The sequence below is a fragment of the Acidilutibacter cellobiosedens genome (assembly GCF_004103715.1).
Taxonomy (GTDB): Bacteria; Bacillota; Clostridia; order Tissierellales; family Acidilutibacteraceae; genus Acidilutibacter; species Acidilutibacter cellobiosedens.
Map to the genome: position 1 here is coordinate 3,280,652 of NZ_CP035282.1, position 22,700 is coordinate 3,303,351.

Annotated in this window: 26 protein-coding genes and 2 pseudogenes; 3 read left to right on the forward strand and 25 right to left on the reverse strand. The window is 34.5% G+C overall.

Features of this window, described 5'->3' with window-relative positions:
* Positions 1-20: 20 nt before the first annotated feature.
* Positions 21-1,319 (reverse strand): PTS transporter subunit EIIC, encoded by a 1,299-nt coding sequence (locus EQM13_RS15805; RefSeq protein WP_320054952.1) that lies wholly within the window; start codon positions 1,317-1,319, stop codon positions 21-23.
* Between the two features lie 128 nt (positions 1,320-1,447).
* Between EQM13_RS15805 and istA the strand changes: the two genes are divergently transcribed.
* Together istA and istB are read left to right on the forward strand one after the other, a co-directional pair.
* Positions 1,448-3,031 (forward strand): IS21 family transposase, encoded by a 1,584-nt coding sequence (istA, locus tag EQM13_RS15810; protein WP_128751667.1) that lies wholly within the window; start codon positions 1,448-1,450, stop codon positions 3,029-3,031.
* 1 nt (position 3,032) lies between these two features.
* Positions 3,033-3,797, forward strand: coding sequence for an IS21-like element helper ATPase IstB (istB, locus tag EQM13_RS15815; protein WP_114217624.1), 765 nt, complete (start codon positions 3,033-3,035; stop codon positions 3,795-3,797).
* An 80-nt stretch (positions 3,798-3,877) separates the two neighbouring features.
* On the opposite strand, the gene EQM13_RS18940 is transcribed toward istB, so the two are convergent.
* The 21 genes and pseudogenes from EQM13_RS18940 to EQM13_RS15920 form a co-directional block, all read right to left on the reverse strand.
* A complete protein-coding gene (locus EQM13_RS18940) occupies positions 3,878-4,066 on the reverse strand; it encodes a PTS transporter subunit EIIB (protein ID WP_320053675.1) in 189 nt (62 codons plus the stop codon).
* 307 nt (positions 4,067-4,373) lie between these two features.
* Positions 4,374-5,222 (reverse strand): PRD domain-containing protein, encoded by an 849-nt coding sequence (locus EQM13_RS15825; RefSeq protein WP_071139246.1) that lies wholly within the window; start codon positions 5,220-5,222, stop codon positions 4,374-4,376.
* Between the two features lie 17 nt (positions 5,223-5,239).
* The gene (locus EQM13_RS15830) at positions 5,240-5,722 is read right to left on the reverse strand and encodes a PTS sugar transporter subunit IIA (protein ID WP_071139247.1); all 483 of its coding nucleotides are present in this window, start codon (positions 5,720-5,722) and stop codon (positions 5,240-5,242) included.
* Positions 5,723-6,601: 879 nt separating this feature from the next.
* Entirely contained in the window at positions 6,602-7,339 is a 738-nt protein-coding gene (locus EQM13_RS15835) for an ABC transporter permease (RefSeq protein ID WP_102399019.1), read from the reverse strand.
* Positions 7,336-8,070, reverse strand: coding sequence for an ABC transporter ATP-binding protein (locus tag EQM13_RS15840; RefSeq protein ID WP_128753179.1), 735 nt, complete (start codon positions 8,068-8,070; stop codon positions 7,336-7,338). Before EQM13_RS15840 ends, EQM13_RS15835 begins: the two co-directional genes overlap by 4 nt.
* Complete coding sequence (locus EQM13_RS15845; RefSeq protein WP_128753180.1) at positions 8,067-8,396, reverse strand: AbrB/MazE/SpoVT family DNA-binding domain-containing protein; 330 nt, start codon at positions 8,394-8,396, stop codon at positions 8,067-8,069. The genes EQM13_RS15840 and EQM13_RS15845 overlap by 4 nt, the downstream gene beginning before the upstream one ends.
* Before the next feature lie 512 nt (positions 8,397-8,908).
* The gene (locus EQM13_RS15850; protein ID WP_128753181.1) at positions 8,909-9,439 is read right to left on the reverse strand and encodes a GNAT family N-acetyltransferase; all 531 of its coding nucleotides are present in this window, start codon (positions 9,437-9,439) and stop codon (positions 8,909-8,911) included.
* Positions 9,440-9,661: 222 nt separating this feature from the next.
* Positions 9,662-10,528, reverse strand: a complete 867-nt coding sequence (locus EQM13_RS15860) for an alpha/beta fold hydrolase (protein ID WP_128753182.1) — start codon at positions 10,526-10,528, stop codon at positions 9,662-9,664.
* Complete coding sequence (locus tag EQM13_RS18325) at positions 10,518-10,685, reverse strand: hypothetical protein (protein ID WP_161567287.1); 168 nt, start codon at positions 10,683-10,685, stop codon at positions 10,518-10,520. Before EQM13_RS18325 ends, EQM13_RS15860 begins: the two co-directional genes overlap by 11 nt.
* Before the next feature lie 72 nt (positions 10,686-10,757).
* A pseudogene (locus tag EQM13_RS19070) lies at positions 10,758-11,039 on the reverse strand (transposase); the annotation flags it as partial.
* Positions 11,040-11,058: 19 nt separating this feature from the next.
* A complete protein-coding gene (locus tag EQM13_RS15870; RefSeq protein WP_128751761.1) occupies positions 11,059-11,808 on the reverse strand; it encodes an IS630 family transposase in 750 nt (249 codons plus the stop codon).
* A gap of 85 nt (positions 11,809-11,893) precedes the next feature.
* Entirely contained in the window at positions 11,894-12,307 is a 414-nt protein-coding gene (locus tag EQM13_RS15875) for a TetR/AcrR family transcriptional regulator (RefSeq protein WP_128753183.1), read from the reverse strand.
* A gap of 193 nt (positions 12,308-12,500) precedes the next feature.
* Entirely contained in the window at positions 12,501-12,962 is a 462-nt protein-coding gene (locus EQM13_RS15880; protein ID WP_128753184.1) for a GNAT family N-acetyltransferase, read from the reverse strand.
* A gap of 2 nt (positions 12,963-12,964) precedes the next feature.
* Entirely contained in the window at positions 12,965-13,606 is a 642-nt protein-coding gene (locus EQM13_RS15885) for a Vat family streptogramin A O-acetyltransferase (protein WP_128753185.1), read from the reverse strand.
* Positions 13,603-14,442 (reverse strand): nucleotidyltransferase domain-containing protein, encoded by an 840-nt coding sequence (locus tag EQM13_RS15890; protein ID WP_024040688.1) that lies wholly within the window; start codon positions 14,440-14,442, stop codon positions 13,603-13,605. Before EQM13_RS15890 ends, EQM13_RS15885 begins: the two co-directional genes overlap by 4 nt.
* A gap of 18 nt (positions 14,443-14,460) precedes the next feature.
* Positions 14,461-15,678, reverse strand: a complete 1,218-nt coding sequence (mef(A), locus tag EQM13_RS15895) for a macrolide efflux MFS transporter Mef(A) (protein WP_128753186.1) — start codon at positions 15,676-15,678, stop codon at positions 14,461-14,463.
* Between the two features lie 434 nt (positions 15,679-16,112).
* Positions 16,113-16,703 (reverse strand): helix-turn-helix domain-containing protein, encoded by a 591-nt coding sequence (locus EQM13_RS15900; protein ID WP_128753187.1) that lies wholly within the window; start codon positions 16,701-16,703, stop codon positions 16,113-16,115.
* 36 nt (positions 16,704-16,739) lie between these two features.
* Positions 16,740-18,779 (reverse strand): AAA family ATPase, encoded by a 2,040-nt coding sequence (locus EQM13_RS15905; protein ID WP_128753188.1) that lies wholly within the window; start codon positions 18,777-18,779, stop codon positions 16,740-16,742.
* Position 18,780: 1 nt separating this feature from the next.
* Positions 18,781-19,245, reverse strand: a complete 465-nt coding sequence (locus tag EQM13_RS15910; RefSeq protein ID WP_206172727.1) for a DUF6530 family protein — start codon at positions 19,243-19,245, stop codon at positions 18,781-18,783.
* A complete protein-coding gene (locus tag EQM13_RS15915; protein ID WP_206172728.1) occupies positions 19,242-19,586 on the reverse strand; it encodes a GIY-YIG nuclease family protein in 345 nt (114 codons plus the stop codon). Before EQM13_RS15915 ends, EQM13_RS15910 begins: the two co-directional genes overlap by 4 nt.
* Positions 19,587-19,810: 224 nt before the next feature.
* The gene (locus EQM13_RS15920; RefSeq protein ID WP_206172729.1) at positions 19,811-19,957 is read right to left on the reverse strand and encodes an integrase; all 147 of its coding nucleotides are present in this window, start codon (positions 19,955-19,957) and stop codon (positions 19,811-19,813) included.
* 257 nt (positions 19,958-20,214) lie between these two features.
* On the opposite strand from EQM13_RS15920, the gene EQM13_RS15925 reads away from it, so the two are divergent.
* Complete coding sequence (locus EQM13_RS15925; protein WP_128753191.1) at positions 20,215-20,724, forward strand: helix-turn-helix domain-containing protein; 510 nt, start codon at positions 20,215-20,217, stop codon at positions 20,722-20,724.
* A gap of 95 nt (positions 20,725-20,819) precedes the next feature.
* On the opposite strand, the gene EQM13_RS15930 is transcribed toward EQM13_RS15925, so the two are convergent.
* The 3 genes and pseudogenes from EQM13_RS15930 to EQM13_RS15945 form a co-directional block, all read right to left on the reverse strand.
* On the reverse strand, positions 20,820-21,071 hold the full coding sequence (locus EQM13_RS15930) for a hypothetical protein (protein ID WP_128753192.1): 252 nt from the start codon (positions 21,069-21,071) through the stop codon (positions 20,820-20,822).
* A 411-nt stretch (positions 21,072-21,482) separates the two neighbouring features.
* A complete protein-coding gene (locus EQM13_RS15935; protein ID WP_128753193.1) occupies positions 21,483-21,728 on the reverse strand; it encodes an accessory gene regulator B family protein in 246 nt (81 codons plus the stop codon).
* Between the two features lie 139 nt (positions 21,729-21,867).
* Positions 21,868-22,694, reverse strand: a pseudogene (locus EQM13_RS15945) (ATP-binding protein).
* Positions 22,695-22,700: the final 6 nt, after the last annotated feature.

Sequence of the window (22,700 nt, forward strand, 5' to 3'; positions counted from 1 at the left end):
GATTCTGCAACGTCACTTAATTAAACAGACAATGTATCTTTATTTTCTTTCACTTGTTTTCCAGACTTTTCTGTAAAACCAAATACTAATCCTAAAATAAAACTAACTGAAAATGCTATAACACAAGCAATGATTGCAGGGACTAAACTTGAACCATCTCCACCTGCACATACCGTAAAGAATAAAAAATTTCCTGTTCCTATGGTATATGCTTTTACATTTAGTATTGAAGCAATAATACCACCTATAAAACCACCAATGAACAACCATGCCATAGCTTTTTTGAAGCGGAAAATACATCCGAAAATTGTTGGCTCACTGACTCCTCCTAAAATTAAAGTAATTGCATTAGATGTATTCATTGCTCTTTCTTCCTTTTTTGATCGAATAGCGTAGGCAATAGCTACTCCTATTAAAGCATATGTGGCAACAATGGCACTCAACCAAAATAGGTTGTCATATCCATAATTTGCAAACTGATTCAATATAACCGGTACTAAAGCCTTATCCATTCCTAAACCAACAAGCACATACCATAATCCACCAATTAATCCTACTGCTAACGGCCCAACTGTTGAAACAAGCCAGTTAGCAAACATTGCAATCAGAATACCACAATAGCTTCCAATAGGACCTAATAAACATAGTGTTATGGGAAGCATAATAAGAACTGTACATAAAGGAACAACAGCTATTTTAACAGACTTCGGACAAATTTTATCTATATATTTATACACGTAAGATAAAATCCAAACCATTAAAATACTAGGTAATAATTGATTTGAATATTTAACTAAAGTCATTGGTATACCAAAAACTGTAAATTTAGTACCTTCTGTAACTAGTCCAACCAATGTTGGATGAACCAATACGGTGCTTAAAAATAAAGCAATTGGAATACTTGTATTAAATCTTTTTGCTGCTGTCCAAGCGACAAAAACCGGGAAATAATAAAACCCAGCATCTCCTACAAAATTTAATAAAGTTAAAACGTCACTCTCTGCTGAAAAAAGATTCAATAAATTTGGTCCTAAAATTGTAGCAAGCATTTTTATAATTCCAGCGCCAACAAAAATTGGAAAAATAGGAAATACACATTCCGAAATTGTACCTATAATAACTGTGTTAAAAAGATACTTGAATGAGAACTTTTTCTTTTCTTTTAAAGCGGGATCAATATTTTCTTTAATTGTATCTTCCTTTTTAAATCCCTCAAGTTTGCAAATTGTTTCATATACATCGCCAACTTCTTGCCCGACTATAATTTGTAATTGATCGCCAACCCATTGGCATCCAATTACACCCGGTATCTTTTCAATTTCATTACTATTTACTAATTGTTTATGCTAATCTAAAAATAGGTCAGCTGGCTCATTGAAAATTAGGTCACTTTCTTAAGAAAATATGGTATCCTTTCAGTATAAACTGGGAGGAGGAAGAGAAGGAAGTGATAAAATTGAATCAAAAACAAAAAATCATACTTAAACATATTGACGGTATGAGCAATCGAAGCATTGCCAGTGAGCTTCACATGAGCAAGGATACTGTAAATAAATATGTAAATGAGTATGAAAATCAAAAGCAAGAACTTTTAGCAAAAAATCCTGAAACAGATACAAAAGAATTAATTCAAGCAATTGTTGAAAAACCAAAATACAATTCTGAAAACAGAGGGCCAAACAAGGTAACATCTGAGATGATTGAAGTAATTGAAGAATGCTTAAAGGTTAATGAATGGAAGCGTGCTAACGGTATGTCAAAGCAGCAAATGAGAAAAATTGATATTCATGAATACTTGTTAAAGAAAAATTTTAATATTAGTTATTCATCAGTTAAAAGATTAGTTAAAACAATCGAGGATAGGCATCGTGAAGCTTTCATAAGACAAGAATATGTTCTTGGAGATGTATGTGAATTTGACTGGGGTACGGCAAAATTAGATATAGGGGGAGAAGGATATAAAGCTTATCAAATGGCAGTTTTTACTCCTGCTAAAAGCGGAATCAGATATTCAATGCTTTTTAAATCTCAAGATACTCCAGCATTTCAACAATCACATGCAGAATTTTTCTCATTTTGCAAAGGTAATTTTAGAACAATGGTCTATGATAATATGAGGGTTGCAGTTAAGAAATTTGTTGGATTGTTCGAAAAAGAGCCAACAAAAGCATTGACAGAATTATCAATATACTATGGATTCAACTTTAGGTTCACGAATATTGCAAAAGGCAATGAAAAGGGCCACGTTGAGAGAAGTGTAGAATATGTTAGAAGAAAAGTATTCAGTGAGCCGGGTAATGACAAATTCGACACTCTTGCAGAAGCAAACAAGTTTCTTTTTGAAGAATGTATGAAGCTTAATAATAAAGAAACATCTAACGGATTGGTGCCGATGGAAATCTTTAAAGAAGAGCAAAAACACTTGTTTCCTAACTTACCTAAGTTTGAAAGCAGTATTTATTCAGAAAACCGTGTTGACAAATATTCGACCGTAACGGTAAGTCAAAATCATTATTCTGTGCCGGATACATTAGTTGGTAAAATGGTAAAAGTGAAGATGTTTACAGATAAGATAATTATCTACTACGATAACAGCATTGTAGCTAAACATGACCGCAGTTTTAAACTGCATGACTGGAAAATTGAGATTCATCATTATCTTAGAACTCTACATAAAAAACCAGGTGCCCTCAAAGGAAGCACAGCACTGCTCCAAACGGACACCCAGATCAAATATATCTATGAACAGTATTATACCAAAGATGCCAAGACATTTCTACAAGTTTTAGAAATTATTTATGAAAAAGGAATCCATGCTGTGACAGAAGCTTTAAGGGAACTTGAAAAACTGTCACCAATGGATATGAGTGCTGATAAGGTTAAGGTGATTTGTGAAAGTAGAAAGGAAAAAGAAATTTGTGTTACTGTTCCATTAAATGATCATCTAACTGAAAAATCAAGGAGCACATTATCGATTTATGATAAACTTGCAGCACTCCAATCAAGAAAGCTTAACAAGGAGGCTGTATAGTATGAAGGTTAAATTAAATGAAGAGATTAAAGAATACTGTAATATATTGAAACTTAAAGGAATTAAAACTCACTATGAAGAAGTAATATCTGAAGCGGCTGATTATGAGGATTTTCTTCATAAGCTTTTAACTTATGAGATGGAAGAAAAGGATAAGCGTTCCATTGAATGTCGTATTCGAAATGCACATTTGCCTTACAGGCAATATATTGAAGATATTGAAATTGACTGTCTCCCAGTAGATATGCAGAAAAGACTTCCTGAGTTAGCAACACTTGATTTTATCGAAAAAGGCAAAAATATCATAATGACCGGTAACCCGGGAACCGGAAAAACTATGGTTAGTATTGCTTTAGCATTAAAGGCTTGCATGGCAGGTTATAAGGTTCTGTTCACGACAATTCCACTACTGGTTACTACATTGAAGGAAAGCAATAGCGCTAAGACCTTGAGATATTTTGAGAATAGATTTGAAAAATATGACCTTGTAGTGGCAGATGAACTTGGGTACACCTCGTTTGACCGGGAAGGGACAGATCTGCTGTTTAATAATCTTTCTTTAAGGGCAGCAAGGAAATCAACAATAATTACTTCTAACCTTTCATTTGAGCGTTGGATTGAGGTTTTCGGTGATCCGACAGTTACAAGTGCGATGATAGATAGACTTACTTACAAGGCAATTCTTGTCGACATGGAGGGTGATTCTTATCGGCTAAGAGAAACATTAAGAGAAAATGGTGCATCTATTAAATCTTTAACAGCTTAAAGTATTTGTGCCTTTGTACACAAATTTTAGAGGCACATTTATTTACAAGAAAGTGACCTAAAATTAAATGGTCTTTTGACCTAATTTTCGGTTGACAAATACACTAATCCTTTGTCTTTTAAATTAAATCTTAATCTAGTTACACAATGTGTAAAAAAGCTAATGTTATCTTTACCTCCAATACTTTTGACGATTTCAGATGACATTATTGAATAATCTTTCTTTTTCATATTTCCTCTCGTATGATATTTATAGAAGTTAAATATCATACTCTCCTCTCTTTTTAGATTTGTGATTTATAATGCATTTCAGATACTGTGGACATTTATAAGCTGGATATGCCTGGTCTTATGCTCATGAGCATTTATTCCAATCAAGTCTATGATGATAAATCCAAATGGTATTGCCAAACTCAACACCTTTGTTAAACAGAGCCTAAATTTAAAAAAGACTACGATTAGAGTTGACTTTTCATGGCTGACCACCTTATAGTTTTATATGCAAACGATGTTGCGCGCAATTACATCGTATTTGCTAAAATAAAAACCTCAACATCAAAAAGAAAATTATCCCTTTTTATGTTGAGGTCAAGCCCTGTCGGTAACAATCCTCACGTACACATAATCTATTAATGTGTATCATCAAATATAGTAATTCTTCATCATTTAATCTAAAATCTAGCATCTTGCACAAATAATCTCGAATTCTTATCGTACAATCATATATATCTGTATCTGTAAATTTATTCTTTAACATTTTGTATATTTGTTCGTTATCACTCTTCATCTGTTCATTTGTTCTTGAGAATAAATAATGCAAATGTGATACAAATCTAAAATAATTAAATGACGACCTATCTATCTTAATATTAAGCTCATCTTCAATTAGCTTAGTACAATTAGCAATAATCTTTTCTTCATTCTTTTCATCAATAGGATTATTTGTAATTCCATAATTTACTAAATGTAGTGTAATGCTCACTGCTTCCTCACTCAGAAGATTAACATTTAATTCGTTTGAAATTAATTTAACAGCATCTATACCTATTTCTGTTTCTTTTGGATACAAGTGCCTTATTTCATATATCAATGGCAACTTAATACTAATGTTGTTTTGCCTTCTTTGTATTGCATAATTGATGTGATCAGCCAACGATAAGACAACGTTAGACTTATAGCTTGTATTAAGTTTAATATTTGCCATATCAATAATCTTACTTGACACCTCTAGCACATTTTCAGGTAATGATGCAATTACGTCTAAATAATTCTTATTAACATTATAGAATGTCCTTTCTATCTTAGATAAGGGAACTTCTTCATTAGCTTTTAGAAAGCCAACTCCCTTTCCAAAGATTACTACCTCTCTATTTTTACTGTCTTTACAAAGGGAAACGTTATTATTTATGTTGCGAACAATTTTCATAAATTTTCTCCCCATTTTTATTGTTTTTTTTCTAATTTAATTATTATATCATTTAAGCTTACTTTCTGATTTGACTTCAATATATTTAAACTATATTCATCACCATTAGTTAAAATCATGGGCGTTGTTAGATCAATTTTTTTCGAATTCATAAATTTTAAATTAACTTCTAATAATTTTGTGCCTCGCTTCACTTTATCACCAGCTTTAACAAAAACACTAAATCCCTCACCATTCAAATTAACTGTATCAAAGCCAAGATGAATTAACAATTCGCTTCCATTTTTTGTTTTTAGTCCAATTGCATGTTTTGTTTCCGCTACCATTACTACTTCTGCATCACATGGTGAATATATTTTCCCGTCGGATAATAAAAAAGCAACACCGTCTCCTAATAGTTTTTTAGCAAATAGTTTATCATTAACTCTTGTAATAGAAATAACTTCTCCATTTGCTATCGAATACAACTCTTCATTTTTCTTTTTAATCAAATTAAGCATATTTCTGTCACTCCTAATAAAAAAACTCTTCGAAGTCTTGATTTTATAATCAGTATTTACTAATTATAAGGTCAAGCCTCCGAAGAGTAACAATCCTTACTTAATCTATTATAAAGGATATCACAATAAACAAAAAAATGCAACAATTTAAAATAATCTTTTATAAGAATTTATTTTCTTAAATTCATTTCTGATAATCGAAAGGAAAGATACTAAAATGAAGATCCCCCGCTACTTTTAGATTTCCTTCTGCTATCATTTCCCTTAATACTTTTTTTGGTAGTGCTGACATAAAAATGCTCCTTTCCGGTTTTCATATTATTTTTATTCTTGCCAGAAAAGAGCATTTATTTTCACAAAAGCACAAATTATTTTATATTACTGACGGTTTTGGAGATGTTTGTGGGTTTTTGTGGGCCAAAAGTACGCACGTCTCCACATGGGTGGAGTTGATGGAATTGATGTCTTGGGCTGCTTTTTTTAACCTTACGTTTACGGGAACATGCCAATGGGTTTTTGGCTGATTTTTGAAAAACCGCCGTTCACGGGAACATATCCACGGAAAACTTATTTATGGAAACATATTCACGATATTTGCGTTGTGGGCAACATATTAACAGCAGCAAACTGAAATTTCTTACCTTATCCATCAGTTTCCCAAGCCATCTTGGATTGAGAGTTTAATAGTGATGTCCTTAGTGGACTTTTAAAGCTTATGTTCGTAGAAACATATCCCTGTGATTTCAGCTGTCTTTTGAAAAACTGAGGTATAAAGGAACATATCTATTACATTCTTTATAAAAAGATGATACATCATGACTATAACTACAAACACAGAGTATAATAATTTTAACAAAATTCAGTTTAATTAAATATAATTTAATCTGCATCACTGTTCATTCTTTTACTAAATATCAATACTGCTAAAATAAAAATTACAGTTGCATATCCTATTACCCACCAAAGATGTGGAAACATTCCACTATAGTTACCTGCAAGTGCCGATTTACCAGCATCAACTGCATGAACAAAGGGGAGTGCATAAGCAACCTGTTTAAAAGTTCCACCGACTAAATTTAAATCGAACCATGTTCCAGATAGCCATGCGGCAAGATTTGTAAGTAAAGCACCACAAACTCCCCCAACTTGTTTATCTGTAAGTAAACTTCCTGCCAATAACCCAATTCCTATAAAAAGAATGGATGTTGGAATGAGTACAATAAATACAATCAATACATTAACGCTAATTTTAAGTCCAAGGAAAAATGCTGCAATAAAACAAATAGCACTCTGCACTATTGCAAATGGCAAAAGTGGAAGTGAATAACCAAGTATAAAATTAGCTCCAGTAAGTGGAGATGAGAATAATCTCATTAAAAATGATGTACTTCTATCTTTTGCAATAAGCATTCCAGAAAATGTTGATATAAATGAAAATCCAAAAACAGCAATTCCTGGCACAAGATTTTCGATTTCAAATAAACTTACTGGGACATTAGACTGAATAATAGAAAGTAAAAACAATATAGCCAATGGAAATCCTATACCGAAAGCTAAGTTTAAAGGATCCCTTAAAATTTCCTTAGCATTTCGTGAAGCAAACGCTAATGTTTTCATATAGATACACCTCCATCTGTAGAAAGAGCAATAAATGCATCTTCAAAATTTTGTGCATTTGCACATTCCATAAGTTCCCTAGCTGTACCGACTGCTTTTAGTTTGCCTTTTGTCATAATACCAATCCTATCTGATAGAGCTTCAGCTTCTTCCAAATAATGTGTTGTGAGAATAATAGTAATTTTACCTTTTAATTCTTTTACCATAGTCCAAAGTTCACGTCTGGCGATGACATCAAGACCAAGGGTAGGTTCATCAAGAAATAAAATCTTCGGGTTAGAAATAAGAGACATTGCAATGCTTAGCCTTCTCTGCCAACCTCCTGATAATGTCTTCGCTTTACTTTTTGCTATTTCCGCAAGTCCAAAACTTTCAATTATCTCATCAGCTTTTCTTATAGCATCTTTTTTGTTATTGCCGTAAACTTCAGAAATCAATTGTAAATTCTCCTTAACTGTTAAATTTGGTGCAACTGCTGTTTCTTGCGGAGACACAGCTATTTTTTCTTTTACAGCAAAGGGATTTTTAACTATGCTATCTCCAAGTAGTATTGCATCACCACTTGTTGGGCTACACAAACATGAAAGCATTTTAATTGTTGTTGTTTTTCCGGCTCCATTTGTACCTAGCAATGAAAATAATTCTCCTTCTTTAATAGATAAATTAAGCTTGTTTAATGCTACTTTTTCTTTGTACTTTTTTTCAAGGTCTATGGTTCTTATCGCAATCATTTACCTTCATCCTCCATCTTACTAACATTTTTTATTCCTTTTGCAAATTCAGTCAAATGTTCATTATTTTCGTTATTTTCATTTCTATCAGGCTTATATTTACCGCTAAATATTTCATCAGCCATTTTATCAAAGTAATCAAGTCTCTGAATAGCTATTCCTCTTTCTACATCTGCGAGTAAAAGAAGTGTATCACCTGGTTCTATATTAAACATCTCCCGTGCCTCTTTTGGAATCACTATCTGTCCCTTAGCCCCTACCTTTACAGAACCCATATACTTATCTTGTTTGTCATTTTCTCGTTTTTCCTTATTGTTATTTTTCATATAATATATCTCCTTTCTTAAAGGGTATGTTAAGTCATACGTGTTATACTTGTATAACTAATTATACTTAAGTAATCATTTCATGTCAATAAAAAAGTAGGAGTTATCATAGAGTTTTTTCTACGAATTCTCCTACTTTATGAAGAATTTTACTTAATTGCTAAAGAACTTCTTATATTTTGTTACATCCATCCCATCTTCTCAACCCTACGAATTTATCTATTCTGTCTCCTCAACCCTACCTAATTTCAGACTTATTTTACCACAAAAAAACATCCTCGATATGTTTCCATGAACACATATCGAGGGCTTAGGTTGAGTGGACAGATTTACTTTCATTTTATGAAACCCAGTATTTTCAAGGCTTTCCGAGCTTTACTTTCTAGACATCAAGACAACTGTCTCCACATGGCTCGAGAGGACAGAATGAATGTCATTTGAGTGTGTCCGTTCTCGGGAACATATCCACTCCGTTTTTGGTGCTATCGGTAGACGGGAACATATCGATATTCCTATTCAGAAAACTCTTTACTATAAACCACAGTTCCTGAAATGTCTTCAAGGGCTCCATCTCCAAGTTCTAGTGCCATAAAAAACTCGTCTGGCACATCGAATGGGGCTTTAATCCCCCATGTACTTGCGGGTTTAAATCCAAATCGTGGGTAATATTTATCATGTCCGAGAACAATTACTGATTTGAAACCTATTTCTTTTGCAATCTTTAAACTTTCACTGATTAATGCACTACCTATACCTTTATTCTGATGTTCAGGTACTACAGAAACTGGTGCTAATGCCAATGAGTCATATTTACTTCCCTCATTTTCTATGAGTAACTTTGTAAGCATTATATGCCCTACAATTTCCCCATCAAGCTCTGCAACAAGTGAGAGTTCTGGTATAAAAGCACCGCCTTTTCTTAATTTAGCGACTAGTAAATGCTCTTTATGATCGGTATGCTCAGCATTCTTAAACGCTTTTTCTACCACTGTTTCCGAAAGTTTATAATCTTTTTCCGTTTCCTGTCTTATTATTATATTCATCTTTAAATATCTCCTTGAGTTAATTGGTTTACATTTATTTATTCATTAATTGCTCTAACCCTGCTTCGGATGTTAGCATTTCAAGATTATTGAATATTTCCTCTTCGCTCCAGTTCCACCATTGAAGCTTTAGCAGGAATTCAATCTTTTCGTCACTTATTACCACCAATTATCGTTGTTTAATAAAACACATTTCCGTAAGAATATTGAGTATTAAAAGAATCAAGAATAGTCTTTCGATAAAAAGCTTTTTATAACCTTGGAAAATTCTTCTGGTCTCTCTTTTTGAGGCCAATGTTTGCATCCTTCCATCAAATAAATTTCCGATCCTTGTATACTATCATGTGCTTGTTTCGCATATTTAACTGGGACACTTGAATCGTTTGTACCATGTACTATTAATGTAGAATTTTTTATTTCAGACAATCTGCCCGCTAAATTCGTACGAAGACCTGTCCTTGTAATTTCACTTCTCTGAAATGAAATAAATGCTTTACCCGCATCGGGAGCCTTTAGAACCTCCTGTACTTCATCTACAAGTTCTTCTGATAACTTGTTTGGATCTCCAAACAAGCTATTTAACAATGTCCATTTCACAAACGCCCTGCTTTTACTAGATAATTTATAAGATAGTTCATTGAAGAAGGTTTTGGTATACCAATAGGATAGACGGTGATATGGCAGTTTGTTAAAAATTCCCCACGCGTCTACTAATATTAATTTTTCTACTCGTGTTGGATATTCCAACGCAAACTTGAGAGATATTCCTCCGCCAAGCGACAAACCAATCAAACTAGCTTGATCAAAATTCAGGGTTTGCATGAATTGTTTCAAAAATTCCACATAAAATGAAAGGGAATATTCTATATCAGGTTTGTCACTCTTTCCATACCCAGGTAAGTCCGGGGCAAATACACGATTTGTTTCAGATAAAGGCTCTATTATTTCGCCCCATGAAATACGTGCGGAATCTACGCCTGCACCATGTAAAAGAATAACAGGCGGGCCTGTATCACCAGCTGTATAGCATTGAACGTTGATATTATTTATGTTTAAACTTATCGTATTTATTTTTGAATTACCTTGCATCTTCTTTGGCTCCTTCCTCTCCATGATTTATCCCGATAATCTGATCAATACACAGTTCAGTAAGTTTCTTTAACGATTGATCTTGTTTGTGAAGCCAGAGCATCACTACTCCTAGAACGGAGGCTTGCAATAAATAGGATGTATCTTTCACATTCATTTTCGCAATCTCCCCTTTGTCCATACTATATAAATCACAATGACAAATGGCTAAATCCTCTTAGTGAAAGGCTTAACATATATATGCACATAGTTTTTTTAACTTACTCTTGTTTTTATTTATAGAACAAAGATAAGATTGAACTTCGTTTAATAATTCTGTAAATTGATCAAAAAGTGTATTGTGTGTAACAGCAGCACGTATGTTTTTCCACAAGTGTTCTATTGCATTAAGTTCCGAGCAATATGAAGGCAAGTATAGAAACTCTATATTCTTTAATTCTTTCAAGTATTCGTTTATACCTTTAAAGTGATGATATTTTACGTTATCTGCAATTATTATTACTTTTTTACCGCTGTAATTTTTAGATACCTTATTTTAAAAAAGACTTGAAGTTTTCAGTATTTCCCTTATCACTAAATTGCTGTGATAATTCGCCGGTTTCAGGATTTACTGCCCCAAATATTACGTTTCTTTTTCTTGAGCCGCTGGTATTTGTTTTAACTACTGTTTGAGTACCTTTTTTAGACCAAACCGAAGAAATTGTAGGTTCAGATGTAATTATTGCTTCATCTTCGTATACAATTACGGTATCTTCATCTTTAGATTCAAGTAAGCCGTTAAGTTCACTCCGAAAATTTTCTAAGGTTTCTTTATTTACTCTTTTATCTGTTTTCTTTGGACGAGTCTTGGAGTAGTTTAACCGGTGAAGAATGTTGTAGGCAGTTCCAAGGGCTATAGTTTTATTAAATTTGTTTTTAACAAATGAAACAATAAGCTGCCCCGTCCAGTTACTAAAATTTAAACCCGCATTTCTTGGGCTTGATGATAATGCTTTATCAATTTCTTTCAATTCATCATTAGTTAGTATGTTTTTTTTAGGCGGATGGGGTATGTCTTTCAGGCCCGCCAATCCGGCTTTATTATATCTATGAAGATATCTTCTGACTGTAGAATCAGATTGATGTAACAACTTAGCTACTTCAAGGCTGGTATATCCTTCAAAGAAGTGTAAAATTGCAAGTAACCTGATTTTAAGCCTTACATCTTTTTCAGTTTGATATAATTGCTTCAACATATCATATGAAGCATATTTAGGATTAACCTCAAGTTTTTTTCTCATGATATCATCTCCAAAACTGTATTTTCTTTAGTATACTCATTTTGGAGATTTTTAAGCAGTATTTACAGCTATTTGTTAATAAAATTTATATAGCTTGAAGTATCCTCTGTACTTCGTTATCAATTAGTAAATTTCTTTCCTGCGAAATAGCATGCAATTCTTGATCCTGTACACCTTCTAAATAAATAGCTATCATAATTATTAAGGAAGTAGCATCGCCATTTTCTGCAGACCAATATGTCAGAAAATTTCGCAACGTATTTATATTGGGCTCTTTTAACTGGTTCTTTTCAACTACTAATCTTGTTTTTTCTAATGCATACCGAAAAAAACTAAGTATTAAGCCTTTTTTTGAACCAAACCGCTTTGACAAAATTGCTGTTGAGACATTGGCTTCTTTTGCAATTTTTTCTAATGACAATTTTGAATAACCATGCTTAGCAATTGCGGTATAAAATCCTAAAAAGATTTGTTCATCACTGTATTTAATTGGGCGCATTTTGCATACTCCTTTAGTAAGTAATTATTCACTTACTAATATATATATAAATAATTAGAAAGTCAAACATTTAATTTAAACCTCACTAATACTGTCAATAGTGCCAGGCACCGAACTTTAGAATTTCTTTCTTCTTATTCATCGACATTAAGTTCTTTTATTAGATACCTGGCACCTTTGTGAAGCCTAGAGATTAATAGTTTTTAACCATTTTATAATTCACCAATGCAATACCGTTTCGGATAACTTTATTTTCTGCTTCAACTGTATAACCTTGTTTTTCAAAAAAGGGCTTGGCGGTAATTGATGCATGCGTTTTAAAGTTAAATAAACCCACTTTTCGTGCGCAGCGTTCTAATTCTTTTACCAGAGCTGTAGCAATACCCCTACGCTGAAAATCCTTATGAACATAAAGTTTGTCCAGGTAGCCGGTATAATCCATGTCCGCAAATCCTACGATTCCTCCATTTATTACTGCTACCAATGTATTATGCGCTATAAAAGAACTATTCCAAACTTCCAAATCAACATTTCCCGTTGCCCATGCGTTCAACTGCTCATTTGTATAATCCTTGGAATTGATTGTATGCACAGTATCATAAAACAGTTTTGCCATAAAAGCACAGTCACTTGGTTTATATTTTCGGATTATCATAGTTACCTCTTTTTATTCATTAATTGCTCTAACCCTGCTTCGGATGTTAGCTCTTCAAGATTATTAAATATTTCCTCTTCGCTCCAGTTCCACCATTGAAGCTTTAGCAAGAATTCAATCTTTTCGTCACTAAAACGTTTTTTGATAAACTTAGCTGGATTTCCACCATATATTGTATATGGCTCAACACTTTTCACTACTGTTGAATTAGCGGCAATAATCGCACCATCACCAATTATAATGCCTGGAATAATAGTTGCATTTTGACCTATCCAGACATCGTTACCAATCACTGTGTCACCCTTAAAAGGAAGTTGTTCAATTGCAGGAGTTACTTTTTCCCATCCACAGCCAAAGATATTAAAGGGATAGGTCGTAATCCCATCCATTCTGTGATTTGCACCATTCATAATAAACTTAATATCCTCTGCAATTGCACAGAACTTGCCTATTATTAGTTTATCCCCTAGAAATTCGTAATGATGCTCTATATTATCATAAAATTTTTCAGGAGATTTATTATTGTCGCTGTAATAAGTGTACTCACCAATCTCAACATTTGGTCTTTTAGGTAGATTGCTTATATAGCAAACCGTCTTTATATTTTCATTCGGATAAAGCTTTTTCTTATCTGGCCCCGTCATTGAATATGGACTCCTTTCAGGTATTCAACCTCATTTACTAGTCTTTGAAGAATCTCTATTCCTTTTCTTGTACAATCTACATCAGTTGATATTAAGGAAATAACCTTATCGACCCTTTCCTTGTAATCGCTTGGCTTGATCTTAAAATCTTCAATCATCTTAACAGCCTTTTTTTCATTTATACAGTATTCTTTATTTATTGCAAACAAGACTTGATTAAGGGAAGATATGCTTCGAAAGCAATGTCCGCAAACATAGGATACATCGTCTTTATCAATATTGTTCTCAGCAAACATTAAAGAGAAACCTGCCTCAAACATAAAAAATTCAGTTAATCCCTTCTGCAAAGCGGTTGGATAACGTTCTGCTTGCTTTTTAAACTCATAAAAGTTTTCATCATTAGCATATTGTATCTTGCTGATCGCCAATTCTCCACGATACATAGCACTTATATAACCATGTGGATGCCCAGTCTGATAATTGGCAGTAACACTTCCTTGCTCCGTATCTTTGATTATTTGTTCCACCCGTTTTATATCACGTAAAATCAAGTCAACATGATACCCGTTTATAACTAACCATCCGCCACCATTAATCCAATCACCCCACGCTCCGGGAGGTACAACAAGGTCGATTCTATTCTCATCATCCAATTCTGTAGCAATTTGATTAATCGCTGTCAGGTCAAATGATTCTGAATTGTAATAGATTCCTATATCTATATCAGAATCCTCTGTATGGGTACCTCTTGCACGGGAACCCCCTAATACGATGCCTTCTATATAAGGCAAAGAGGATAATTTTTCTGTCACTGATTGAATAATATTATCTATCATACGAACACACCCTTTATTTTATTTTGCATCTAATTTTCTAATCTCAGTTATCATTGGGCAAACTATTGCAATGCAAATAATTAAAATACCTGATAGTAAAAACCAATGATTTACACCGATTTTATCAGCAAAGAATCCAGAAAGAATTAACCCAATTGGCATAGCAAGAGACATGATACTTCCAGTTAAAGAAAATACACGTCCTAAATATTCAGGCTTAATTTTCTCCTGAAAAAGAGCTGTTTGCACACCGCTGTAAAACGGAACCGAAAGCCCCATTATTGCACAGCAGACTACAAATATGAAAAATCCACTTTGAGGAAGTAATCCTGAAATGGTTAAGCTTATCCCCATCATAAAAATTGATGCCATTATTAATAAGATTCGCTTTTGGTAATTCCCAAATAACCCTAATAATAGACCCCCTATCAACATACCAGAGGCATAAGCAATCTCCGTAATAGAAATATGCATCGGTGTACCATTAAAATATTCCATAGTGATTAAAGGATATAATGCATTTATGGGCATATAAACAAACATATATAATGTTCCAACGAGTAATAAAGCAAATAATCCTTTATTTTGCCGTAGTACAGCCATTCCTTCTTTCATTTCTCCTATGAAATTTGGTTCCAAACTTTGCACTTGATCACCCAGCTTAGGAATACGTACAAGTGCTACCGTAATAGATGCAATCACAGCACCCAATACATCGATGGCAATAATAGCATTTAAATTCCAAACGGAGTATAGGAATGCTGCAACTGCTGGACTAACAATATAGCTTATAGACTGCAAAGACTGACTATAGCCTGCGCATTTCGTCAGCTGTTCTTCTGGTACTAAAAGTGGCGTAACCGCATTGAGTGCTGGGGTATGAAAAGCTGTTCCAATGCTACGGATAAACAATACTATCATAACTATCCAGACAGGTAGCTCCATATACAATGCAACAATAGCAAGCACTGCCCCAGCTGCTGCGATGATTAAATCAGCACCAATCATTATCTTCTTCCTATCATGACGATCCACTAGCACACCAATCGCAGGTCCAAAGACCGCATAGGGTAAAAAACCTACTAGTGAAGCCATAGACAAGACCATCGCAGATCCTGTTTTTTCTGTAAGGTAAAAAATAATCGCCATTTGCAGGATAGCACTAGTGATTAATGATACTGCTTGCCCTGCCCATATTGTATAAAACTTAAGTTCCCAATTGTTGTATTTTCCCATTTATATTATCTCCTCCATATTATTTTGCTTGAATTTCTATTTTGAATAGCATTCTAGGCAATAAAAAATGCAGGCCAAAATCCACAATGTGGCTTTTGGTCTGCATACATACAATTTGGAAACATTCATATTAAAGACATAGTTAAATAAAGCTATAGTTAAATGTTTTATATCTCACTGTAACTAATGAATGCTCAATATCGTATAAATAAGCATAACAAAAAAGCCTATCATCGGGGATAGATTCTGCTTTTTTTATTGCCAGCTTATCTTAAACGCATTGAGGCTGTCATAGTTTCGTTTCCTCCTAAACTCTTATTTGTATCAGCATATATTTTAACACAATAAGTCGTTTTAAACAACGTTTAAAATTGAAAAAAAGCCATGGACAGTACAACAAACATATACATCCCAGGAAGATAATATTGATTTAATTATAGATTACCTGAATATACCGATAAGCCATGCTTAATACAATAAACAAATAGTTTGCCACCGGTGGTTATAGGAAACCTACAAGTTGGACTTTGTTCTGGGTACAAGCGATTTAGAAATACTCTGTCACTTTTAACATAGGCCACAAAAGAAAGATAATGATCTTTGGTCATTGGATGGTCAAAAGTGGCAAAGTAATCAGTATCTATTTCCTCTACCGTGATTTTTGGTGCAATAGTTGCAACAGTAGGCAAGATACGTTCTAATTTTCTTCCGCAGCAGAAGATAGAGGCACTTCCTGTGCTCACCAAAATATTGCCACAGGAAGGACAGACATAAAAACGTACTTTATCAATATTGCCGCTATCTGGCTTATTTGATGTAATTTCACCCTCCATCATCTGTTTCATATCAACACCCAAAATAGCGGATAGTTCCGGCCACAACGACAGATCAGGACAGCCTAAACCACATTCCCATTTTGAAACCGTTTTATTTTGAATACCCAGTGCATCTGCAACATTTCTCTGGGTAAGGTTTTTTTCCTTTCGTAGTTTGGCAATTAATTTTCCTATTTTCACACAGTCCATGCCATCACCTCCATTTCTCTTTAGTATATCATAATACTACATGAACCTTGCGATTATTTGTACCAACCTTGCTGGAAGCTGCCTCAAATCGGTTATATCCAATGTATTTTCAGCTCCATAAAGTTCTCGGATAGCCTCCTTATCCTGCCCAATGGCGGCAGCAAGGAATTGTATGCCTTTTCGCCTAAATTCCTGCAAAGTATCTTTCATATCACACGCTGCCTTTTCACCTGAATAATCAGGCATAGCTTTAGGCTGCCCGTCACTGATGCTGATTATTAATTTGGTTCTTTGGGGCGTATTAAGCAATCTATCGGAAATAATGCGCAATGCCATGCCATCCCGATTGTTGCTGCGAGCCTGAATGTTCATAAGAGCATATTTTTCATCTGCATCTTTGCTTTCAAAGTCTACATAGGCATGGATGGACATTTGCTCCAGCTTGGAGCGGTCTGCTGTATCCCCGTAGACCATGATTGGAATACCGCATCTTGTGCAAAATTCATACAAGGCAACAGCAGCTTGCTTTGCAGCTTCTAATCGGCCAAAGGCTGACATCGAAGCTGATTCATCAATCCTGAGAGCAACCGCAATAGAGGGTTCTTCCTCAGGCGGACGCTTGCGGGCAAATGTGCGAAAATCCATAGAAGCAACCTGAGCCGCGCAAAATTTTGTGCCATACAACCTCGATTTCGCGAATTCAGCAGATAATTCATGCTCCAACAGCGGATTTGTTTTTCTGATTAATTCCCGAATAACTGGCATTAAAGTTGTCATCATACGGTTATACTCTTCCTTGTTCTGGTAGGTAACTTCCGGACGATGGACAATCAGCTTAATATTTTCATGGACACTTCCTTGAACACTTTGCCGTGCTTCCCTGTTCAACTGTTTACGAAATTCTTTTTTTTGTAATTCGGTTGTATCTGATTTATCGAGCTCATGATAGAATGGAGTGCCATTTTCCCCATTATCATTGCTTGAAATATCAGTATTTTCATCACTGCTCGTATCAGAATGCCCCTCACTGTCTTCTGATTTTCTCAGATGCACTGCATTTTTATCAGCTTGATCTGTCTTGGCAGAGAATTCTCCGTTTTCGGAAATATTAAGTTCCATTACTTCAGAATTTTCTCCGTCCTTTTGCGATTGACATATGTGATCCATTTCCTCAAGCTTTTCTGTCAAGCCATGACTAGCCAGTGCCTGCTCTAAAATAACAAGCTCCTGCGGATCGGTCGTGATTTTGTATAACACCTTATAATATAAACTTTTTTGGATTGAGGCACCACTTTGAACGGCATCCACCCAAAAGATATAGGAACGCATACCGGCCACACCTTTAATGGCATTGGCGCGGGCTGTCTCATCCAGCACCATAATCGTTTCAGCTAAAAGAGATAGTACAGGTTCAGATTCATAACCGGTCTTAGCTTTAACCCGCTCCATCATCACTTCTTTAGGCGGTAAATCTAGTTTTTCTGCATGCTGCACTCGATCTCGCAAAGCTTCATTTAAGGGCCGGAAGCCATTGTAACCGCGGTTTGTTGTGATAACCGCAATAAAATCAGGGTGACGATGCGCGATACGAGTTGGCAAGTTTAGACTGCCATCTGGTTCTAATGCGGAATTTAGCGCCATTAAAACAGCAGCATCCCGAATCACTGTCGGTTCCTGAATCTCCAAGAGCCATCCATTTTCATATGCACGAACAATTTCAGAAGGATAATAGCGATATTCAACCTTATCAGAATGACCATCTTCTTCTGACAGCACCGGAAGAATCGAACCCAGGACATCGGATTTATCCATATCTGCAAAACAGGTTACTTTCGTATAAGGCAGGTTAAAATCAGCAGATAAAGCTTTGGCAATCTGGGTTTTCCCCGAACCAGCATCCCCCTCCAGCAAAATGGTGCTGATTTTCATTTCACCGCGATTCCAATTTCTTACTACTTCTTGATATATACGTTTTTCTGCTTCACTCTCAATATGTGAAGGTGGTTTTTGCCAGACAAGGGACTTCTCCTCTTCTGATAGCTGTCTGGTAGGTGATAAAATACTGGTTTGTTTCATATTAATATAACTCCAATTCTTCTAAAATTCGGTTAAGCACCCGCTTGCGTTCTCCAATTATTTCTCCTAAATCATTTAAACTTTGAGCAAATGCTTTGATGTCCTCATTGATATTTTGATTGTCTACACACACTTCTACTGGTAATACCCCACCTTGTACTCCAACTCGTTCCACTGTGGGTTTTTCCGGGTCATATAAAAGGGGGAGTCGGTAAGCCTCCTTGAAGTAAAGCAATGTCCTGGACAAAAAAATCATCAAATCAAATATTTGATGGATGGGTAGCTCCTGGGCCAAAATCAATTCACCATCTTTATCGTTTTTCCAAATCTGTGCGGCAATCTGCATTTTTTTATTTTCTTCCAGCATAGGCGCACCTAGCGTTAAACGTTTGATGTCAGATTGATAAGCATTTCTGCCATCTATACGCTCATAACCATTTGACACCATAACAACTTTTTCATTCATCGCCATATCCTCCTTGCATTTGGATCAGCAGCGATACACTGTTCTCTCAAACTTTCTAATTTTGCTGTATGATCTTCACGTGGGTCATCATACTTTAACACTTTAATAACTGATAGTTCAAAGCCTTCAGAGCCATATTTGTTCCAGAGTTCCTGTAATCGTTTATTAGGATGCCAGTTGGCTGCCAATTTCATATTAATGCTGTTAAAGTCTGATTTTGTATCTTTGGAAATACCCAAAAATACCTCGCCAGTTTCTTTACAACGGTAAGATATTACTCCCATTTCAGGATGTCTGTTTTTATAAGCTTCTAAAAGCTCTTTTTTTCTTTTTGTATCCATCATTTTCACCTCGACTCTAGTATAAAACAATGTATCTCAAAATATAATCCACGCTCCGTAGACTATATGAATCCAAAATTATCCAATAGACAGTATTTTATAAAAATAGTAGCTTGTGCAACTTGCCGTTAAGTTTTTTCAATTTCCTGTATGACATAAGCATTATAAAAACGAAAAGCCGCCAATCAAGAGCTGTTTCCCTAAATCAGCGGCAAGCCTTATATCTAATTTTCTATATCTATTGCAATACTTGACTTAAATTCCACCTCAATTCTGTCATCATGCACCGTAACCCTTTCAATAAGCCGCCTTACTAATTGCTCATCATATTTCTCCAACTCGCAAGATTGTTCATTCAAGAAATCAGTCATTTCAGCGATTCGTTGCCTTTTCCCTTCTCGCTCTGCATTCTCTACTATATAAATTACAATGGCAAATAGCTAAATCCTCTTAGTGAAAAGCTTAACATATATATGCACATAGTTTTTTAACTTACCCTTGTTTTTATTTATAGAGCAAAGATAAGATTGAATCTGATTTATAGATAAACAACTTGGATGTTAAAATTTACTTGTATACTTATGTCTACCTCATCTGATACAATTAATATCAGAGAGGAGAATGTAATATGGCAAGAAAATGTGTTGAAGTCAAAACTTTACATGGATATACAATTGAAAATCTTAATGAGATTGAGAAAAAACTTAAGAGTGATTACTCAAAATCATTAATAAGGGCAGTTATCATGAGATATCAAGGCATTCATACATCTGTTGTCGCAAAAACAATTGGCAAATCTGTACCGTCAGTTACTATATATATTAATAGATGGAATGAATCAGGTATAGATGTCGCTGCCGATCTTCGTGGTGGCAGTGTAAGTACTTTTAACAACGAAATGCTTGATGACCTAAAAGATACTGTTATTAACAAAAATCCAAGAGAATTAGGGTTTACCGCAGCCACATGGAATACCCATATGCTCAAACAATATATTGCTGAAAAATATGGCTTAGAGTATTCTTCTGAATGGATACGACAATTGCTTATTAGATTAGGCTTTTCCTATAAAAGGGAATTATATCAGCCAACAAAGGCAGCCCCTGAACTACAGGCACTGTTTAAAAAAAATAGCTGACCTCTTGGATATTGTTGAGAATACAGAGGATATCTGCCTTTTCGCTATGGACGAAACAGGCATACGGCTTGAATCTAAAAATCACTATTCGTTGTTTATCTATATATTAATTTTTGTATTGAATCTTCAAAATATAAATTATCTCCATCATTATAATCCCTAAAATTATTAATAAATCCAGCCTCATTATCATATTTAATTTGTAAAAATAAATCTCCCATATCAATTTTATTATCTTTATTAGATTCTTCCAATTTAAGTGAATCGTTATTACCAACCCTATATACTCTTCCATTTAAATAATATATATTATCTTCTATAGAAGAAACATTTAATTTATTGGACAAATCAGCATTGTAATATTGTGCATAATAACATGTCCAATCTTTTGAATCAGTTACAACATATTGAGCTTGCCAGTCACCAAATTCATCGTCTGATTCCGGAAAATAAATAGATACTGATTTGTTCCTGCAGTTAACTGTTCAATCTCATCATGCTCGTCATCAAATAATGCTAAACTCATCTGTGCAGCTAGATCAAAAGGATTATCTCTATGACCATGCATCCTTATCGTTCCTACACTGTTATCTACTTCACTTTCAAAATATGCCGTACCTCCGACATCTCCTTGGTTAAAATCAATTGATTCTGAATATCTATATGTCTAGTCACTATCGTGTTCATAATAAGAATCATGACTTACGAACATATCAAGTGCTTCATCAAAAACCTTTATTGCTATTTCATACCAACTGTTATAAATTTATTTTTCCTAAAACCAACACGCATTCAGCAACATTGTCTTCCCCATGAATTACCAGCAAAATCAATGTGCCGAATTCAAAATCTAAAATCATCCTTGCTCTCTTACCATATACTTTTACCTCTTCAGCATCCAACGGTTTATTCATATCCCCCACCGGTGAGAGAATATATATAATCAGTCCTGAAATTGTGGAAGACGCTAGGCATTTTAAGAACTTCAACATATACTTTTTCATAAGCAATCCCACCTTTTTGTTTTTTCTAATTATATCAGATATTTAAGCTCGTACCGTTTATTGTAACGAAATGTATATATTTTTGTAATAAAATGTCAAATTATTTTTGGAAGCAAAAATAACATGCTTAAACCTTCTTTTATCCCGGCAATATTACAGTGACCTTAAACTCTTTATCATCGTAATGTATCTTTATATGGCCGTTATTTCTGTTAACAGCTTCTTCAACACTTTTCAATCCAATTCCATGATTTTTTTCATCATCTTTCAAAGTAAGCAATATCCCGTTTTTCTTTTTTATCTCTCCGTTGTATGTATTAATTAAGGTTATTAAAGCATTGCCTTTGCTGTAATTGATTTTAACAGAAAAAATTTCTTGCCGCTGCATTTGTCCAATGCGGTAATGGCATTATCCATAAGATTGCCAAGTATTACTGTCATATCATATGCGGATATGCTTAGCTTTTTCGGTACGTCTACTTCTACATGCAATTCAATGTCCATATTTTCCATTGTTTGCAGCTTGTAGTTTAAAATACTGTCTACAATTACGTTTTCCGAATTTGAATACACCGTCCTGGCATTGACAGAGGAAATAATATTGTCTACATATTCGCCAAACCTGGTGTCTTCTTTATTGAAATTCAGATTTTTCAACGCAATCATATGATTTTTTATGTTGTGCCGCACAGTCTGCACTGAGTCAAGCGACTTCCGCATCAAATCCAATTGTTTCTCATATGCCTTGTTTTGCTGCTTCAAAAGCACTTTTTCTGTTTTAGCGGAAAACGAAAGGTATAAAGTATCATATAAAAACAATATGGCAAAATTTGTCCCTAAAATAGAAATAATCAATATTATCATTTGAAATTGACCAAAGCTACCATTAGCAAAAAAACTTACAAATTGATATAATGACGCCAAAGAAACAAATATTGTACTGAACCAATCCGATTGAGGAATCATATTCAC